Here is a 15,712-nt window from a genome sequence, read left to right as displayed (position 1 = left end):
TAGGAGTATACGCGACTCGGCACGCAATCTACTGTAATTCTCCTCCTTCCTTTGCTTAAAAATTTGAGATTTGAGTAAAAAACTAGACTAAAGTTAAGTTATTTTCAATAAATTGATATTAATTTATCTTTTTATTGTTGAAGGAAATAACTATTGGCGTTATTTTATACTATAGTACTTACGTAAAAAGCTTTCAGATTCACCATTAATCTACCTTTTTTTCCAATGATCTTAAAAACTCGGTATAAAATTATTTAAGAGCATAATTTGATAAAGTTATGTAACAAAGATAGTTTAACCCTGTATAAATCATTTATTATCAAGCCTATATAATTACTTGCACATCACTTGTATAAAAAATCTATCAAAATAAATATTTTACAGATATTTATTAAGACTATATAGATTTTCGATAAGTAGTTATGCAAGAATTATTTTGCTGATATCTATTTTTTAAAGTCAGACAGAAATTTACTTTTGATTTTTCACGTTATATGGAAAAGCGTGCAGAAAGTCTAGTCTTCAAAGCCTGAATTTACATTATAAATCTATTAAATTCACGTCAACTTTCTAATGCTCCGTGGGCAGCAATCGAACGATAAGAATTATAAGTCCTCCTCTCTTTAAACAGCAAAGACCATTAACTAGGATAAGAAAAAATCGATGTTTGATAAGTTTTATAACCGTCGCCGCTTTCTTCAGAATGCCGCTTTATTCTCTACTGGTTTATTAACTTCATTCGCCTACCCAAAGAAAGCTATTTCCATCAACCCAGCGGCGCCTGTTGAATATATAGTAGTTGGTTCTGGTGCTGGCGGTGGTCCTCTAGCTGTTAATCTGGCAAAGGCGGGACATAAAGTAGTCCTAATAGAGGCAGGTGGCGCCTCAGAAGCTGACGATATAATTTCAGTGCCATTATTAAGCCCAGTCGTTGGTGAAGACCCTAGAGTGAGATGGGACTACTTTATCCGACAATATACTGATGAAGGGCGCCAAAGCCGTAATAGTAAGTATGTTGCAGAAAAAGGCGGTGTATTATATCCGCGATGTGGTACGCTTGGCGGCTGCACTGTGCATAATTTGATGATCACGATTTACCCAAATAACAGTGACTGGGATGAAATTGCGGAACTGACTGGCGATTTTAGTTGGAAAGCTGAGAATATGCGCTCATACTTCGAGCGGCTTGAAAATAATCGCTATGTTGAGCGTCCAATAGGCACGGATAACCCAACACGTCATGGTTTTGATGGCTGGCTTTCAACCGAGATTACTGACCCAGCATTGTGGACAAACGACAGTAATATGCAGCGAATTTTACTTTCAGCTGCAATTGAGGCTGGTGACAAAAATTTACTTGATGCATTTTCACGGCGCGAACTCGATCCAAATTCTTGGGTCGTTAACACAAAGGATGTTCAGGGGTTTTACAATATCCCGCAAGGTACTCGAAGTGGTCGGCGCCGTGGTCCACGCGACCTAATTAAAGAAACTGCTGCTGCGTTGCCTAATAACTTGATTGTTAAAACTAACACCCTAGTAACGCGCGTCCTTTTCCGTGGTAGAAATGCAATTGGTGTTGAATACCTTGAGGGCGCCCATCTTTATCGCGCTGACCCAAAGGCACCAACTGATGGAGCAGAACCTACACCAAGAAAGCAAATGTATGCGGCTCGCGAAGTTATCCTGGCAGCAGGCGCCTTTAACAGTCCGCAGATTCTGAAGCTTTCTGGCATTGGACCAGTAGATGAACTACAAAAACATGGCATTAGACCAATCATTAACCTTCCGGGAGTTGGAGAGAACCTGCAAGACCGCTATGAAGTCGGTGTAATCACGCAGATGAATTCAAATTTTACACTTGCTCAAAACTGTACCCCAGGACAACCGTCAGACCCTTGCGCTGCTGAATTAGAAAAGGGTCAGGGAATTTATACAAGCAACGCTACGTTCGCAGGTCATATCCGAAAATCTGATCCCGCGCGCGAAGTACCCGACCTCTTCATCTTTGGCTTACCTGTACCATACCAGGGCTATTATCCTGGTTGGTCAAAACCTCTCTCAGAAATAAAAAACCAATTTAGCTGGACTGTTCTTAAGGCACACACACGTAACCGCAAGGGAAGCGTAAAACTACGTTCATCTGACCCACGCGATACTCCCGAAATCAACTTCCATTATTTTACGGAAGGCAGCGACATCGAAGGTGAAGATTTAGCATCGGTTATTAATGGTGTTGAATTTGTGCGTAAAATGAACGCGCGTATTGCGGATATATCAAAAGAAGTCATTCCTGGTCCAAACGTTCAATCACGCGAGGAAATAATCAAATTTGTGGAGGCTGAAGCGTGGGGTCATCATGCTTCATGTACTAACAAGATTGGTTCTAAAAGCGACCCAATGGCTGTTGTTGATAGTGAATTCCGCGTTCATGGTACGCGAAATCTGCGCGTCGTAGATGCTTCAGTCTTCCCGCGCGTTCCTGGTTACTTTATCGTCACACCAATATATATAATTAGTGAGAAAGCAAGTGACGTTATAATCGCAAGCGCTAAAACTCGAAAGATTTTGCCTGTATATCAAGATATGTAAGTAAACCTGACTTTTGGCGTGAGTTTTAGCTCCCCGCGTCAAGAGCGAACTACAAACTGATATTTTTCTCGGCGCCTTCCTCAAACACTCCTATCTCAAGATTTCGCGTTCCTTCATTTTTTATAAATGCTAGGAAAAAGCAAGTACACTCGCATTAATATTGATATTGCTATTGCTAAAAATTTGAATATTTAATTAACGCTCGATGGCGCCTAATACCCGCAACGCCTCTTTTTGTGCGTCCGTTAATCCTGTTACACCTGAGATATTCATTGCTTCGTAAGGACGATTGACAGTTAAGATTCTCAAACAGTCGCCGGTGTGGCTATCCCAAATACGAATTGTACCATCCTCGCTACTACTGGCTATCGAATATCCATCGGGACTGAACGTTACTGACTGTATTGTATTTGTATGCCCAATGAGAGTACTAATAAGGGTTAAGCGCTGTAAATCCCAAATTTTGAGGGTAGTATCAAAACTCCCACTGACAAGCAAATTTCCTTCGGGATGAAAGCTAATGCTCACAACTGGGCGGATGTGACCTTGCAAAGTATAAAGGCATTGCCCAGTTTGCAAGTCCCACAACTTGATGTTACAGTCATCACTGCCACTGGCAAGCCTGTTTGCTGTGGGGTCAAAAGCGATTGTCTGTGCTTGTCGAGTATGTCCTTTTAGGGTTAGGAGACATTGATAATTATTAACGTCCCAAAGCTTCACGCTTCCATCTTCGTTGCTACTGGCTAAATATTGCTGATTCGGACTAAATGCTACGCATGGAACCCAGTTAGCTTCTGCTTCTATAACTCTAAGACATTGCCCAGTTTGCACATCAAAAAGGCGCACAACTCGATCAATCCCAGAACTCGCGAGCATCAATCCCGAAGCACTAAAGGCAACTGAATTAACCCAGCTAGGGGTACGGAACGCGCGTAAAAAGTTACCAGTCTGCACATCCCACAGGCGGACAGTAGTATCGAAACTGGCGCTTGCTAGCAGTTGACCATCTGGACTAAAAGCTACATGGGAAATACGGTCAGTGTGTCCAATCAAACAACTCAAACAATTTCCGCTTTGCACATCCCACAACCGCAAAGTTTTATCGCCATGAGAGCTTGCCAGCATTCGCTTTGAAGGATGAAATACTACGCTAACGACCGTTTTGGAGTAGCCCTGCCAGGTTTTCAGACATTGCCCAGTATGTACATCCCAGAGGCGGATTGATTGGTTGAGGGTAGCACTAACTAGCATAAGTCCTGAAGGGCTAAATGCGATTGATTGCACCACACCAGTATGCCCTAGTAACGTGCGATAACAAAGCTTCGTTTTAACGTCCCACAGCTTAATCGTTTTGTCTTCACTGCCGCTGGCTAAAGTTTGACCATCGGGACTAAAGGCAAGCGTCCAGGCTGCAGCATTGTTGTGTCCGAACCAAGCTGCAATTTCTTGACCTGTTAGAGCATCCCATAAGCGAATCGTACCATCAAGACTACTTGTAGCAATAGTTTGACCATCATGGGGCAATACCACAGCTAATATGCCTTGCTTATGTCCCGTTAATGTTCGCAATATTTCCCCTGATTGAACATCCCATAAGTGGATGACACAATCGCTACCTCCACTTGCTAGCGAATAGCTCTGTGTTGAAGTTTTAGCATTCGTGTCAAAGCTAATTGCTCCTATCCAACCCTGATGTCCTCTTAGGGTTTTCAAGCACTTAAGCGTTTGCATATCCCAAATTTTAATTGTTAAGTCTTCGCCTCCACTTGCAAGCAGGCGCCCACTAGTACTAAGAGCAACACTCAAAACTGCACCAGTGTGCCCATGTAGTTCGCTTCGCACTGTTCCAGATGGAATATGCATCAGTCTAATAATTCCGTCTTGGTTGCAAACAATTAAAGTTTCACCATCCGGACTGAATACGAGCGAGTTGCTCCAAGTAGCCATCTTCCTAAATGCAGTAATTTGTTGTCCCGAATCTACTTGCCACACGCAGATTTCACCGTTATCGTGACTCGTGGCAATGTTTTTACCATCAGGACTAAAAGCAACGCACAAAACACCGCTAATCGATTGCGTAAAAGTAGAATGGCTCAAATCCGCATGGCTGAAATTTGTAGAGTGCAAATTCAACAAAGCGAAGTCTGCTTGCCAAATTGCCAGGTTTGAAAAATCCAGATAATTTAAAGAAGCTCCAAGAGCAACCAGCAGATTAATAGCATTTCCAGCAAAGTACCCTGGCTGCAATCGTGCGGAGTGTTGCTGAATTTGAAGCAATTGCAGCAGCAGATGCTTGAGGTTTTCACTACCTCCTTGCGTTTCTAGCAATCTCGCTAATATAGGTTGCACAATCAACCGCATTTGAACGTCTCGCACATAATCTTTTGCCTGCGCTTTTAGTAAAGCATGGCTTCTAAGGCAATCAATCTGGGCAAGCTCTACTTCTTGGCAAACCTGTTCAATCAATTTTTCGATGAAATATTCCATGACCACAGGTTGCTGAGTATAACTAATATCATTCAAATTCATCAGCGCTGTAGTTTTTACTGAAGTCGGTCTGATTTTTTCAATCAATGAGCGGCGGTCTAATGAAAAGAGTCCATCTCGCAACTCGACCAAAGAAATGGAGGGCAATAAATCTGCTTGTAGTTGTGCTGCTGTTACGGGTTCCCGATTAATGGCTAACCAGTACATTATTTGCCTCTCCAACGAACTGAGACGATTGAACTGTTGTGTTAGCAAGCTACGAATGTCTTTAAATAACAGAGTCTCTTGGGCTAAAAAGGCTGCAATATTGCTATCAAATAAGTCTTTTATCGGCGCCGCGACAATTTCCAACGCTAGTGGATTACCTTGATATAACTCTATTAGTTGCCGTACTTGTGGTTGAGGAGCGCTTAATGTCAATCCCTTCGCCGCTAGAAGTATTTCTCCTTCCTCAATTGACAAAGATTCCAATCGCAGCAATCGTATAGGTACATTTATTCCTTGCTGAATGGCAACTTCTGATGGTACTTCGCGACTCGTCAATAATATAGTACTTTGATGTTGTCCTTCTCCCAATTGTTGAAACAACCACCCATAGTCTTCGTAACCTGGTCGGTAAGTACCCACCAATTCGCTACTAGACAAAACCGTTTCAATATTATCTAAAATCAGCAGGCAGCGTGAAGAGCGCAACTGCTCCAGCAACTCAAGCATCATCAAGTCAAGCCTAGGAACCAGCAATTGGGATGGCGCCATTACCTGCATTAACTCAGTCAGAAAATTAATAAGGGGTGGCGCCTGTCTTAACGAGCGCCAAACAACAACCTCAAATTGTGAGGCAATCTGTTGTGCCAGTCGAGTTGCGAGTCGAGTTTTGCCAATACCACCCATACCAACAATTGCAACCAATCGACAACGGTCAATAATCACCCACTGTTCGAGAAGAGCTAACTGTGGGTCGCGTCCATAAAACTGGCTAACATCAGGTGCTTCTCCCCAGTCCACACGTTTGCTACTAGAAAATGCCTTATTGTCACGCAATTGCAGCACATATTGCGTTAAAGCCTCATGCAAATTGAGTTTTGTTACCTTAATTCCTAATGCTTCTGTAAGTAATTGCCAAAGTTCGGCGCCAACGTCTTTGATGTAACCCTCTTTGTGATTTAGGGAGCGCGACATCTTAAGATACGACTGTCCAAGGAAGGCGCCTCGAAAAACATTAGTTTGTAGTTCGCTGAGAAAGCGAGGGGCTAAAACTGCCGTGATAATGGCAAGAGCTTCTTCAAGCGTCATGGCTAAAACAAACAATGAGTAGCTATAACTTAGCAGTTGCACGGTATATTTCCTATATCAAATCCTGCTAAAATTTTACAAATCCTGCTAAATGTAGAAATTAACTTATAAATCATAAAGATTTTCTATAGGCAGAAGGTGTTATTCTCATATGTTTACGAAAGAAGATCGGGTGGTTGCTAAATTGTCCCTGGCAACTAACCTACTTCTTATTTAACAACAGCAGGGAACAACAGTAAGCTTCGGCGCGCGAACTTTTACGAACATCTTCCTACCCTTCGCCCGAAGAATTAGCGAATAAGTCTCATCATCTTTATTGATATACTTCCAATTAGTGAGTTCTGGGGGTAAGAATATTCTCACGTTAGTACATAAAAACGCTGCAATTTTATACTCAACACAGTAAAGCCTTGAGATGCTAAAGCTTGACAAAAACAAAACTCAAGGATTGAGCGATAAATCTGTGATTTTTAGCTGTAATTTTTAGAAATAAGGGTTATGAGTAAATCGAAGTGTATCCGTATCATGGTAGCTTGTGACTATCCAATGGTCAGGCTAGGTTTAGCGTCAATAATCGAGCGTGAGTCAGATATGACTGTTATTGGGCAAGCTAGCAACGCATGGGAGGCAAAAGAAATTTTCTGCCAACAGCAACCTGATGTTTCAGTTATGAATTTACGGCTGCTCAAGCTTTCAGGTGTAGCTACAATTCAAACTTTTCTCACTAAATTTGATAGTGCAAATATTCTTATTTCAACTAACTACGATAGTAAGGAAGATATTTATAGTGGCATAGAAGCAGGCGCCAAAGGGTATTTACACGAAGACAGTGAACCGGAGGCAATCAAGAGCGCGATTCGTGCTGTTGCCAGTGGAAAAAGTTACATTTCACCGATTGTAGCTACCAAGCTGAAGGAATGGATGAAAAAGCCTAGATTGAGTACGCGCGAGTTAGAGATACTTCAACTCATTACTAATGGCAAGAGAAATCACGAAATTGCAACAACTCTATATGTTACTGAGGGGACTGTTAAATTTCATGTCACCAAGATTTTAGATAAATTGGAGGTTAATGACCGAACACAGGCAGTACTCACTGCAATAAAATCTGGAATTGTTTCTTTTTAATAAAACTTAGGAAAAACTAAATGCGTAATAACATTTTTATCAAGGTTGTATCTAGTGCATTTCTACTATCTTTATGCACTAACTTAAAAGTAGATGCTTTTCAGTTATCGGGGAAACATAGAGTGGATTTTACTAACTATGAACTTCAAGCTGATGTTCCCGGATTTATCAGTAATTTCCCAGCTACATTAGATACTTCCAATAATGGTAACTCATTTGAAGAATTTGATTTTGATAATAATAAAGTTTATCAACAGGTAGATTTAAAAACAGCATTTGATTCCAATCCAATATCAGCGCAACTTTTTGGTTCTGGAATCCTTCAAAACGTTCAAGTATTACCAACTGATAGTCCAGAAAGATACAGCTTTTTAGCTGACACCAACATTACGACGGGAGGATTTAGCGGTGATGAGAGTGACGAATATTCTTTTGAACATACAGAAGCCCAAAAACTTTCGGGTATAATCACTTTAGATTCTCAAGGTAAACCAAATTTTAGCCTTAGCAAAACTTTCTCTGGTTCTGGTATCGCAGCAAGCTTGCCAGGTGCTGATGAGAATATAAATGTTCCTGTTCAATATAGAGGAACAGCTTCATTAAAATCAATATCAGTTCCAGAACCTAATTTCCTTCTAGCACAAGTATTACTTTTTGGCGTTTTAGGAATGGGTTGTATGCGAAAGCAAAACAGAAATATTGAAAAGTAAATTAATACTATAATGCAGGTCTTTAAGGGTGAAAACGTGAATGTATCTAAGCCTTGAGTTGCGAGCAATACAATATCATCTACACTGCGAATGCTAGCAACCAAAATTCGAGTGGCGCCACCAACACCGACATTTGCTAATTGCATTGCTGCCAAATCTTCAAGTCCATTACGTCCCAAATCATTAATTCTACCTAAATAGGGTGCAACATAATCGGCGCCACTTGCGGTTGCTATTAAAACTTGATGAATAGCATAAACTCCTGTTAGAGTAACTCGAATCCCTTCTGCAATTAACTTACTTGCTGCCTCGGTTCCAACTTTGGTAATTGGCACCTTAACTACAACACGTTCATCTATTTCTGCTAATAGCTTACCCGTTTTTACTAATGAATCAACTGTAGTCCCCCAGGTTTGAAGTTGAACTTCTTTAGCTTTTAGAGCAAACGCTTGGTTAGCTAAAGCCTTTAACTGCTCAACACTACAGGTAACTTGAGAGCGTTCCAACATGCATTGGATTTGTCGTTACTCCGTAAAATAGCCCTGTTGGCAACCAATGTTCCCACTGTTGTGTATCGGCAGTGTCGAGAAATAAACGGATTCCTTTATGCATAAATTTGTAACCTGACTTTTCATGTTATCGGGTTTTAACGGCCTTACTTAAGTTTTCCAGCTATCATCATTCGCACGCCTCCTTTTGGAGCAAGGGTAAAACCACGACGTTGCATTATAACAGGTTTATCTTCTGCTAAAACAAGCTGATACTTTGATAAAATTGTTGCTAGGACTAATTTCATTTCTAGTTGAGCTAAAGCATATCCCAAACATCGCCGACTTCCACCACCAAAAGGCAAGTATTCCACAGGTGAGTACTGGCGCCCAAAAAAACGTTCTGGTTTAAACTGTTTAGCATCAGGATACAAATCTTCCCGATAATGCACGAGATAATTACTTATTAAAAAGGTAGTTTCTGCATCAAACTCGTAGCCGGCAATCTTCATAGATGATTTGGTAATGCGTGGGAACAATATTGGAAGTACTGGATACATCCGTAACGTTTCTTGACAAACTGCTGTTAAATAAGGAAGTTGATTAATTTCCATTAAGTTATTATTATTCCCTAAACTTTCCAGTTCATGCTGCAACTTTTCTAGAACATCAGGATGTCGGTGAATTTGATAGAAAGCCCACGATAATGTTGTTGCAGTAGTTTCGTGCCCAGCAAATAAAATTGTGAGCAACTCATCTTTTAATTCCTCATCGCTCATCGCTTGTCCATTCTCATCCGTTGCTGCCATCATCAAACTTAAAACATCACTGCCGTAATTATCTTGTTTTGTTCTTTTCTCTGTAATTTCTGCTTGGAGCAAATTATGAACCTGACGTTGTCTTTGTTTCATTTGCCCCCAAGGAGTCCACATTCCCCAATCTTTTTGTAAAAAGCGTAAAAATAACATACTAGAGCGCAGAGGAGAATCAGTCATATCAAGCCAAGCTGTGAGTAGAGGTTGAAGTTGTTCATAGCGTTCCCCTTGACTTAAACCAAAGACAATTTGTAAAATCACTTCTAAACTAACTTTCTGCATGGCAGAGCGAGTTATAAATGTTTGACCTACTTCCCAATGGCTGGCAATCTGCTCTGTGATTAAGCAAATTTGTTTTGCATAAACTTGTAGTTTTTCTCCATGAAAAGGAGGCATTAATAATTTTCGTTCTCGTCGATGGCGCCCACCATCCATTAACATTAAGGAATTTTGCCCGATGAGAGGCATTGCAAGGTCATTGCCACGACCAATATCAAATTTAGAATCTTGATTGAAAATTTCTTGAATAGCTTGAGGATTGCCAATAATTACATAAGACCCCATTCCACTCAAATGCATGGAAAAAATATCTCCATACTTTTGACTATATCTTTGCTGAAATCCAATTGGGTCGCCAATCCAATTTATAAGCTGCCACCAAGCAGGGCTAGTAATACTATTTGGGAGTGAACTTAACATAATATTTACCCTTTGAGTACACATAAGTATTTTAACAATGTAGAGACTAAACATGTTGAATCTCTACACGTATGGAATGAACCTATTTTTAAATTCCCATTAGCAATGCTAGTGGCGCCGCAAGTAAAAGCCACATAATGTTCTGCAAACCAAATTGATTAGCTAGTAACCCAAGAATTAATGGCATAAAACCACCAACTAAACCAAACAAATTATCTAGCGTCATTACTGTACCGCTTTGTCCTGGCATAGCTGTATATAATTGCCCTTTAAGAATAGAGTACCAACCAGCGTTGAAAAAACCCAGCAAGCCAAGAATTGTAAATTTGACATTTATATTTGGTACAACCAAAAAAGATGAGTAAAGACACAAGACAATTATGGCGCTAAATCTCAAATAATCTAATCCTCGCACTCGTTCTAGTAAAGGAATGATTAAAAAATCTCCCAGTAATCCTACTCCTAACCATACAGTTACAGCAAAACTTGCCTGTGTATTGTTTGCACCAACCACATCAACAAAGTACAATGCTAAAAAGCCACGTAAAACATCAAGCATTAAGTCAGAAAACTGTAGTAAAGTTAACCAACGTATTACTTCACACTGCTTTAAGGCTTCAAAAGCATTGCTTATCCCTGAATTAAAACTATGTGTTGGTTCATTAACTTGTTTTGATGCAGGCAAATTTCTAATTGGATTCCACAGCAACCCCAATGTTAACAGTGTTAATACTGCCAATACTAAAAACGCACTTCGCCAACTTTGATGTAATGCCACAGTACAACCTAAAATCAACGGGCCAATTACATTTCCAACAGAACCTGCCAATGTCCAACGTGCCATATTTTGTTCATGTCGTGTAGGTTCAATGTCCATCAAAGTCGCTTGGGCAAGACTCACAAAGGCGCCTGAAGCTGGATAAAATAGTACAAATGCTGCGAGTAACAGTGAAAAGTTCTGGTTAAAGGAAACTAGCAGCAAAGATATAACAAAAACTACACCTCCACCCAAGATAAGCTGGCGCCTCTTACCAATATCCCCCAGTATCCCCAGAATTGGTTCTATCAAGCTACTAATGGTATTAGGTATTGTAAGTAACATCCCGACTTGTACATAAGAAAGATGCAAGTCATTACGAATCAAGGGCCATGCGGCGCCGCGTACTCCATCAACAAGTTCATCTAATAACTCAATAACTAAGAATGTGAAGGTTAGTAAAACTACATTCTTAGTAAATTTGTTTTTACCATTTAATGGCATATTGTAATTCTCCCATCCTCAAAATTTGATACCAACGCAAAATCCTTACAAGGTTGGTTCAAAGGAGGGGGAATCCATGAGCAAAATGTTCGCCTTAAAAGTAAAGCGAATTGCTTGCTGAATAATTTTCTAGCAGCTTACCAGGGTGGAAAAATCATAAAAGCAGTTCTCTCGTGTGTGAATACTGTAGCATAGTTCACTACAAAATTGTATTTTCCCTGTAGGATAGGCTTCTAGCCTGTCCTTCATATTTAATAGGCGCCACGAATAAACTCTTAAGGTGCTATATTCGCAATTCCGGAAAATCTTCAATAGCCACTGTATTTACACTTAAGCCAAATTGGTTCAAGTTAAATTTTATTCTTGATTTATAACTGTATGAGTGGAGAAGTTATGGGTTTAATGACAAAGTTGACGGTGGCATTATTGAGTTTTGGAACATTGATAGCTGGGACATTACCTAGTATGGCACGTCCGGCAACCTTGACGACCGATAGCAATCTGCGAACAGGCGCCTCTTTAACAGCAACTGTATTGTCCGTATTACCACCGGGCAGTAATGTCGAGGTTTTGAATATTAGGGTGGGAAATGATGGCAATTACTGGTATTATGTGCGACCAGGAGTAGAAGGAACACCAGACGGTTGGATACGAAGCAATTTAGTCTCATTTAAGCCGAGTAGCAAGAGTTATGCAACGTTAACGGGCAATCGCGGGGATAAAATTAACGTGCGCTCGGCGCCTAGCTTACAGAGTAAAATTTTGCACTACGGACTAGAGGGCGATTTGGTAACGGTCTCCGAATCATTCAAAGAGTATGATTCATACCGCTGGTATCGTGTTCAGTTCCCTAATAATGCTGCTGGTTGGGTACGAGAGGATTTGTTATCAGTATGGCCAAAAGGATGCATTATTACTTGCCCAGAGAATTAAGTTCAGAAACCTATATGTAATGCGATGAATACTCACTCTTCTTTAAGTTGAGCAGACAGGATTTTAAGAAGCGTGAGTCATTAAATATTGACCATTACCATTATATTCACCATCACAACTAGCGAAATTGCGTGAAAACCAGATTAAATAGAATCTCCATATCCTGCGAAACTTGGCATATTCCATACCATAGTTTAAATCTTTTACTATTGCCTGACTCTTGTCAAAATTAATAAGCCAGGTAGCAAATGTTTTAGAGTAATTAAAGCCGTTGAGATACCATTTTTGGATTGTTTTCAAGTCTTTGTCATGGCTGGGAATTGCATCGTAGTTCCAGTAACGACCTTGGGGAAAAATGTACTTGTGTGTATAAACGCTGGATATATTGTTTGGAGTACGGACTGTAATTATGTGAATAAAAACTTTTCCATTATCTTTGAGTAAAGAAGCTAGTTTTTCAAAAGATTTTGTTAAATTTCCGACATGACAAAAAACTCCAATCGAAAGAATTTTATCAAACTTTGTCTCAAATTTAGCATCATTTAAATTGCCTTCATATAAAGTAAATCGACCTGAACTGAGGTAGCTTTCAGAATCTTGCATCTTATGTCGAATATATTCACATTGCTCGTGGCTTAAATTTAAACCCGTGAACCTGACATTCGGGAACTTAGAAAGAATATAATTGGGAACGCATCCCCAACCACATCCAAAATCTAATATTTCGTCTCCGTCCTTGATATCTAACTTTTCAATTACATCGTCAATCATTTGAATCTGAGATTGCTCAAGGTTTAATGCTCCTTTTTCCCACAATCCCATACTATACTTAGGATAAATCAGTTTACTCTCGCCTAACATTGTATTCAGCATCGTTTGAGGCAAATCATATTGAACCTTCATTAGCTCCTGTGATTCTTCGGCGATATGCTCAGTTTCTTTTAGTACCCATTCATAAGGTGCAAGCAAAGAGGGAAAATATTTAAAGAATATAGGCATACAGGTATCAAAAAGTCCTTGCAAAACCGAATCAGGAACCTCTAATCCATTAATATAAGCTTCTGCTACTGCCATTTGTATTGTATTCACGACCTGTACCGCTCCACGAGTAGTTTTGTAAGCTAAGGTCGTTTTGGTATTTACATCTCCCACAAGAGGTATATATTTTTCAAAATCTTGTAATGCGGTGTTAGTACTCATAATTAGGCTCCTTTTTCATTCAAACTGCTACATTTACAACCAGCAAAAAGCAAAGCAACAAGAGTGCAGTATAATCACAACAGAAAATATTATCTCAAACTGAATAGCATCAATAATGATGACAATTCAGTCAGTTACAAACACAAAAACCTGACGCGCACTTAATATCGCGTAAAAGCAAATTCATTCTTTGACACAGCAGCTTTGACTCAACTGTACATTAATTGTTAAAACATGAGCTAGGTCTTAATAAAACTAAATAACAATGCAGGCGCCACTAGTGTTAATGCTCTAATACCATTTCTATATGAAGATGCGCTTTATTACTCTTACTCCCCCCTTATTAAGGGGGGCAGGGGGGGATTTAATTATTTGCAGCTTCATATTAAATTGGTATAATGCTCAAGATAGTGTTTACAATTTTTATTAATTTACTACTCACGACTTAACTAAAGTTAAGTGTATGTATCGAGATATTCGTCCAAAATAGATGAGACATTGTATCCTTAGAGACGCAATGTATAATCAATCCTGCCTACAGTCGCCAAAAAAATTCGCGCACTCCCCGCTCACCCTCACCACCACCAAAGACTGGTAGGCAAGGTCGGTAACAAGAATAATCAAACCTAAGTTTTGAGGAAAATAAAATGGCAATTCTAACAGGTAATGCAAATACTAATATTCTGATCGGGACTCCAGATGATGACAATATTTCAGGTTTTGGAGGTAATGACTTTCTCTTCGCTGCTTCAGGTAACGACAGTGTTTTTGGTGATAATGGTAATGACTTGATCTCTGGTGGGGCTGGTGACGACTTCCTCGATGGTGGTAGCGGTGTAGACAGGCTTATTAGTGGTACGGGTAATGATATCTTCTTTTTCTCTGATGACCCTTTTGTAGGAAGTACAGCAAATCCACCAGATGTGCTTACTGATTTTCAAATTGGGCAAGACCGGCTGTTCTTCAGTAGCGATAAGCTTGGCATTAACAATCTTAGTTTCCAAACAGGCATTAGCGGTCAACTGTCCGGTGACAGCAATTTAATAGTACTACAGGATGGTTTTGCTAATGCTGGCGCCGCTGCACAAGCTATTGCAGATAACAACGCAATTACAGCTGATGCTGGTCTGTTTGTTTACTTTAATACCACATTAGGCTTTTCGAGAGTTGTGTTCTCTACAGACCTTAGTGACAGAGGTCAATTCAGTGTCCTTGGCAATCTCATAAATCAAACGGATGTTGCCAACCAAACGCAATTTACTGCGAATGAATTCGTGCTTGCCTAAGATTTTCGCTCTCAGATTCCCGACAACCGCATTCCGAAGTCGGGAATCTTGGTACTGAGTTAACCAGAAGCTTCAAGTGTTGGAGAGAAATTGCGACAGGTGGGACGGAAAAAGGCGCCTATGTACGAACTCTCCTTTATCAAGGTACTCAAGTTCTTCGGGGGTTGATTGGCGCCCTAATATTTCGTTACGATGAGGATGGCGCCCGAACCGTGCAATCACGTCCCGATGTCCGCGCGCTTGGGAGGAGGAAAACTCTAGCAAAGCCCGATATTCGTGTGGTGCCTCATAAACAAGTTCATCTGCAAGCTTAATTGCCAACTCTAGGTTTCTGATATCCTCAGAGTGTCCTAGTGGCAGTAAAAAGAAGGTCTTCTCCCAAGGTGTTTTAAGAGCAGCATAGTGACCAACGTCGATTCCTTCAAGAGTCAGCGCGCAAGCTATTTCGTCCTGTGCAAATGCTTGAGCAGTTCCCCTATAAATAGTTCGTGAGAACTGGTCGAGGATAATAATAAGCGCGAGTCGTGACCGTGGTTCACTTGACCAGGCGCCGAGTTCACCTTGCGTAGCTTGTTCCAGTAGCAGTGAAAAATGCTCGGTTATATAGGCATCTCCACCCCCACGAAACCACCATTCCCACTGACGAACCATCGCCCCAGTATCATCGCTTACTTGGTTGGGAAACCAGAACTTTATAACGTCTTCATATTGTTCAGTTTTCAAGGTGAACCTCCCCTTATATTTACTGACTTACATGTTTGCTTTTAATGGTTTATGCAACACCATAAAAATGAATAAAAGTAATCAGATTACCAATCAA

Annotated in this window: 11 protein-coding genes; 4 read left to right on the top strand and 7 right to left on the bottom strand. The window is 40.3% G+C overall.

What is annotated here, in order from left to right:
• The first annotated feature begins 663 nt into the window (after positions 1 to 663).
• On the top strand, positions 664 to 2,592 hold the full coding sequence (locus tag DSM106972_RS13755) for a GMC family oxidoreductase (protein ID WP_127081244.1): 1,929 nt from the start codon (positions 664 to 666) through the stop codon (positions 2,590 to 2,592).
• 195 nt (positions 2,593 to 2,787) lie between these two features.
• On the opposite strand, the gene DSM106972_RS13750 is transcribed toward DSM106972_RS13755, so the two are convergent.
• A complete protein-coding gene (locus DSM106972_RS13750) occupies positions 2,788 to 6,414 on the bottom strand; it encodes a helix-turn-helix domain-containing protein (RefSeq protein ID WP_127081243.1) in 3,627 nt (1,208 codons plus the stop codon).
• A 456-nt stretch (positions 6,415 to 6,870) separates the two neighbouring features.
• Here DSM106972_RS13750 and DSM106972_RS13745 point away from each other — a divergent pair, with 456 nt between their 5' ends.
• Positions 6,871 to 7,500: a LuxR C-terminal-related transcriptional regulator gene (locus DSM106972_RS13745; RefSeq protein WP_127081242.1), complete on the top strand. Its 630-nt coding sequence runs from the start codon at positions 6,871 to 6,873 to the stop codon at positions 7,498 to 7,500.
• Between the two features lie 577 nt (positions 7,501 to 8,077).
• Here DSM106972_RS13745 and DSM106972_RS13740 read toward each other — a convergent pair.
• The 4 genes from DSM106972_RS13740 to DSM106972_RS13730 form a co-directional block, all read right to left on the bottom strand.
• On the bottom strand, positions 8,078 to 8,719 hold the full coding sequence (locus DSM106972_RS13740) for a transaldolase family protein (RefSeq protein ID WP_201800725.1): 642 nt from the start codon (positions 8,717 to 8,719) through the stop codon (positions 8,078 to 8,080).
• Positions 8,691 to 8,822, bottom strand: coding sequence for a hypothetical protein (locus DSM106972_RS54880; RefSeq protein ID WP_267901108.1), 132 nt, complete (start codon positions 8,820 to 8,822; stop codon positions 8,691 to 8,693). The genes DSM106972_RS13740 and DSM106972_RS54880 overlap by 29 nt, the downstream gene beginning before the upstream one ends.
• A 43-nt stretch (positions 8,823 to 8,865) precedes the next feature.
• Entirely contained in the window at positions 8,866 to 10,212 is a 1,347-nt protein-coding gene (locus tag DSM106972_RS13735; protein ID WP_127081241.1) for a cytochrome P450, read from the bottom strand.
• Between the two features lie 88 nt (positions 10,213 to 10,300).
• Positions 10,301 to 11,473, bottom strand: coding sequence for an MFS transporter (locus DSM106972_RS13730; RefSeq protein WP_127081240.1), 1,173 nt, complete (start codon positions 11,471 to 11,473; stop codon positions 10,301 to 10,303).
• Positions 11,474 to 11,851: 378 nt separating this feature from the next.
• Between DSM106972_RS13730 and DSM106972_RS13725 the strand changes: the two genes are divergently transcribed.
• Positions 11,852 to 12,406 (top strand): SH3 domain-containing protein, encoded by a 555-nt coding sequence (locus DSM106972_RS13725; protein WP_233787251.1) that lies wholly within the window; start codon positions 11,852 to 11,854, stop codon positions 12,404 to 12,406.
• A gap of 63 nt (positions 12,407 to 12,469) precedes the next feature.
• On the opposite strand, the gene DSM106972_RS13720 is transcribed toward DSM106972_RS13725, so the two are convergent.
• Positions 12,470 to 13,606: an SAM-dependent methyltransferase gene (locus tag DSM106972_RS13720; RefSeq protein ID WP_127081239.1), complete on the bottom strand. Its 1,137-nt coding sequence runs from the start codon at positions 13,604 to 13,606 to the stop codon at positions 12,470 to 12,472.
• Positions 13,607 to 14,253: 647 nt separating this feature from the next.
• On the opposite strand from DSM106972_RS13720, the gene DSM106972_RS13715 reads away from it, so the two are divergent.
• The gene (locus tag DSM106972_RS13715) at positions 14,254 to 14,892 is read left to right on the top strand and encodes a M10 family metallopeptidase C-terminal domain-containing protein (protein WP_127081238.1); all 639 of its coding nucleotides are present in this window, start codon (positions 14,254 to 14,256) and stop codon (positions 14,890 to 14,892) included.
• 72 nt (positions 14,893 to 14,964) lie between these two features.
• Here the strand turns inward: DSM106972_RS13715 and DSM106972_RS13710 are convergent, their stop codons facing one another.
• Positions 14,965 to 15,615, bottom strand: a complete 651-nt coding sequence (locus tag DSM106972_RS13710) for a DUF924 family protein (RefSeq protein ID WP_127081237.1) — start codon at positions 15,613 to 15,615, stop codon at positions 14,965 to 14,967.
• Between the last annotated feature and the right edge of the window lie 97 nt (positions 15,616 to 15,712).

The sequence above is a fragment of the Dulcicalothrix desertica PCC 7102 genome, assembly GCF_003991905.1.
GTDB lineage: Bacteria > Cyanobacteriota > Cyanobacteriia > Cyanobacteriales > Nostocaceae > Dulcicalothrix > Dulcicalothrix desertica.
The sequence above is the reverse complement of the archived record's forward strand: the minus strand, read 5'-3'. Positions and strand labels throughout refer to the sequence as shown.

Bases quoted from the DNA above. Each gene is read 5' to 3' on its own strand.
- DSM106972_RS13755 (WP_127081244.1), top strand. From the start codon at position 664: ATGTTTGATAAGTTTTATAACCGTCGCCGCTTTCTTCAGAATGCCGCT.
- DSM106972_RS13745 (WP_127081242.1), top strand. From the start codon at position 6,871: ATGAGTAAATCGAAGTGTATCCGTATCATGGTAGCTTGTGACTATCCA.
- DSM106972_RS13740 (WP_201800725.1), bottom strand. From the start codon at position 8,719: ATGTTGGAACGCTCTCAAGTTACCTGTAGTGTTGAGCAGTTAAAGGCT.
- DSM106972_RS54880 (WP_267901108.1), bottom strand. From the start codon at position 8,822: ATGCATAAAGGAATCCGTTTATTTCTCGACACTGCCGATACACAACAG.
- DSM106972_RS13735 (WP_127081241.1), bottom strand. From the start codon at position 10,212: ATGTTAAGTTCACTCCCAAATAGTATTACTAGCCCTGCTTGGTGGCAG.
- DSM106972_RS13730 (WP_127081240.1), bottom strand. From the start codon at position 11,473: ATGCCATTAAATGGTAAAAACAAATTTACTAAGAATGTAGTTTTACTA.
- DSM106972_RS13725 (WP_233787251.1), top strand. From the start codon at position 11,852: ATGAGTGGAGAAGTTATGGGTTTAATGACAAAGTTGACGGTGGCATTA.
- DSM106972_RS13720 (WP_127081239.1), bottom strand. From the start codon at position 13,606: ATGAGTACTAACACCGCATTACAAGATTTTGAAAAATATATACCTCTT.
- DSM106972_RS13715 (WP_127081238.1), top strand. From the start codon at position 14,254: ATGGCAATTCTAACAGGTAATGCAAATACTAATATTCTGATCGGGACT.